This is a genomic window from Chryseobacterium sp. UYP7, assembly GCF_056279225.1.
In genome coordinates, this window is sequence record NZ_JBWBQW010000017.1 from 1 (window position 1) to 2,595 (window position 2,595).

Annotated in this window: 4 protein-coding genes; all 4 read left to right on the forward strand. The window is 29.2% G+C overall.

The features are described from left to right. The first annotated feature begins 381 nt into the window (after nt 1–381). The 4 genes from ACZ9HT_RS16895 to ACZ9HT_RS16910 all read left to right on the forward strand — a co-directional run bounded on the left by ACZ9HT_RS16895 (nt 382) and on the right by ACZ9HT_RS16910 (nt 2,486). Entirely contained in the window at nt 382–906 is a 525-nt protein-coding gene (locus ACZ9HT_RS16895) for a hypothetical protein (RefSeq protein WP_476041668.1), read from the forward strand. A 151-nt stretch (nt 907–1,057) separates the two neighbouring features. Further along, nucleotides 1,058–1,669 carry a hypothetical protein gene (locus ACZ9HT_RS16900; protein ID WP_476041669.1) on the forward strand — a complete coding sequence of 204 codons (612 nt, stop codon included), beginning with the start codon at nt 1,058–1,060 and terminating at the stop codon, nt 1,667–1,669. Nucleotides 1,670–1,896: 227 nt separating this feature from the next. Further along, nucleotides 1,897–2,196 carry a type II toxin-antitoxin system RelE/ParE family toxin gene (locus ACZ9HT_RS16905; protein ID WP_476041670.1) on the forward strand — a complete coding sequence of 100 codons (300 nt, stop codon included), beginning with the start codon at nt 1,897–1,899 and terminating at the stop codon, nt 2,194–2,196. 5 nt (nt 2,197–2,201) lie between these two features. After that, complete coding sequence (locus ACZ9HT_RS16910; RefSeq protein WP_039350579.1) at nt 2,202–2,486, forward strand: addiction module antidote protein; 285 nt, start codon at nt 2,202–2,204, stop codon at nt 2,484–2,486. Nucleotides 2,487–2,595: the final 109 nt, after the last annotated feature.

The following is a 2,595-nucleotide window of genomic DNA, read 5'->3' on the forward strand; positions in this document are numbered from 1 at the left end:
TTGAGACTTCTAATCTCTAACGGTATTTATAGTTCACCTCTGTCTTGTTTATTTAAAGGTATTAATTTTATGAATGTAAAGTAAAGAAGGTATTTCTATTAGCGGGTCGGATGTTTATATCATAAAGATTTTCGCTAATTGTTCAATTTGGTATATTTACCAAGACTATATATAAAAAGTCCCCGCCAACAGAAATACCCAACCGTTACCTGCTATCTTAATAAAACCGAATTAAAAATGACAGCCGAAGAGTTTGTGAAAAATTTCTATCTTGAAAAACTAGACATTCTTAAAGTTAGTTTTGACACAGAAAGTGAATATAAGTCTAATGTTTCAACTTAAATTCAAGACCTAAATTTAACTGAAATTCAAAATGAAAAATTGAAAGGTATTATCTCAAATCTTCTCGATGACACATTATATAAAATCCTTTTAGGTTTAGACGGTTCTGCAAACATTGGTAATTCCAAACAAGAGGTTTTTAAGATTTATGATGAAAGTATAAATCTTATTTCTGATTGTGGAGATTTGGAAGGACATGCTTACGATTATTTTTGTGCAAATAAATTTGAAACGGAAAATTCAACGTCTGATTTTATTGCACAATTATTTTTTAAAACTGAAAAAGAAGGTGGACGAAAAACATATGCAAAAAGTGGTTATAGACCACATATCGTATTTAATTTCGACGACTACAAAACTTCCGGACAACAAAATTATATTGGAACTGAATATGCTTTCCCTGGAGATATTATAAATGCCGAAATCACTTTACTCTCATCCGAGTATTTTAAAGGAAAATTAAGAGAAGATAAAGGATTTAAATTCTATGAAGGTTCAAATCTTATTGGGACTGGAAAAATTCTAAAAATAGTGAACAAAGAGTTGATAAAAGACATCAGGTAACAAAGTATTTCTATTAGCGGGTCTGAAGTTCCTATCTTGAAGATTTTCGCTAATTTTTCAATGAGTTATATTTACCAAGACTTATTATAAAAAGCCCGCCAACAGAAATACCCAACCGTTAGCAGAAATATTAAAAAAAGATAGCACCAAAATGAAATCCTCAAAACTCACAACTTTTCTAATCTTATTTCTTTTTTCTATACAAATTCATTCTCAAACCTATGAATGGAAAAAAATAGATGATGGCTTATACCTGCACACAATTTCTGAATCTTCAAAAAATAGCAAATTATCCAAAACGGATTCATTACTCATGACTTTATTTATATTTCATCCTAATGAAGAAATAAATTTGCAAAGTTCTAAAAACAAGACAATGTTAAAAGACAAAAAGATGAGTTATGATGATTTTATGAAGATGTTTAATAAACCAAATATCAAATTGTATAAAGAATCTGAATATCTTTTGAAAAATTTTAATGAGAAAAACATTCTGCAATACGATATAAAATTCAATTCTTGTCCAGAAAAAGATTATAAAGAATTAAGAGAATATATAAAAGAAAAATATGGAATTCAGTCAGAGGAAAAATTGGTTGGAATTGACGATAAAAAAGAATCTGTAATTTATAGTTCTACAATACAGCCTTATAAAGATATAGATATTGAAGATCTAAAGAAAAAATTTGACAGCATAATTTCAGACGTTAAAAGTCGAAAACCTTATATGAAAGTAAGCGTTTATCAAATAAAGACCAGTTAAAAATACTTCTGCTAACAAGGTATTTATACAAGCGGGTATGAAGTTTTCATCGAAGATTTGAGCGATTAATTTAGATTTTAGTAAGTAGAAAGTTTTCGTATTTTTATCCCGCCTGCAGAAATCCGCGCTCCGTTGTGCAACATTTTAAAAAGACCGTCCCCAAAAAAAATTAATTTTTAAATTCAATAATTTTGATTAGTTTTGTATCCAAATGAATACACTTTAATATGTACTTTATTGAAAAAACAGAAGAGTTTGACAAATGGTTTAGAAAATTGAATGATTTAAGAGCAAAAGCAAAAATTTTGTTTCGAATTCAGAAATTAGAAAATGACGAACATTTCGGCGATTTTAAACCGGTTGGAAATGGAATTAATGAGTTGAAGATTAATTACGCAAAAGGTTATAGAATTTACTACAAGGAAACTGACGGAAAAATAATTATTCTTCTAATTGGCGGAGATAAATCAACTCAACAAAAGGACATTGAAAAAGCATTTCAAATTTGGAATAAATTAAAGAAATAATGAAAATGAATACAACAAAATTTGACATTGCAGATTACTTGGACAATAACGAAATGATTGCAGAATATCTTAATACTGTTCTGGAAGAAGGAAATGACTCAGATATAATTGTCGCAATTGGAACTGTTGCTAAAGCGATTGGAATGACTAAAATTGCAGAAGAAACAGGACTTAGTAGACCGAGTTTATACAAAGCTTTATCAGACGGTGCTAAACCACAATTTGCAACAATAATGAAAGTTCTTAAAGCCGTTGGTGGACAATTACATGTGAATCCTACTACAGCGTAAAAAAACGATTGCACAACATATTCTATGACAAAAAGCAAGCAAAAATCTAAAAATTAAGCAGCAAATTTTTGCAGATTGACAAAGTTTGATTCCCGTTGGATCACCGCAA

Excerpts from the sequence above, each read along its gene's own strand:
- ACZ9HT_RS16905 (WP_476041670.1), top strand. The coding sequence starts at position 1,897 with ATGTACTTTATTGAAAAAACAGAAGAGTTTGACAAATGGTTTAGAAAA.
- ACZ9HT_RS16910 (WP_039350579.1), top strand. The coding sequence starts at position 2,202 with ATGAATACAACAAAATTTGACATTGCAGATTACTTGGACAATAACGAA.
- ACZ9HT_RS16900 (WP_476041669.1), top strand. The coding sequence starts at position 1,058 with ATGAAATCCTCAAAACTCACAACTTTTCTAATCTTATTTCTTTTTTCT.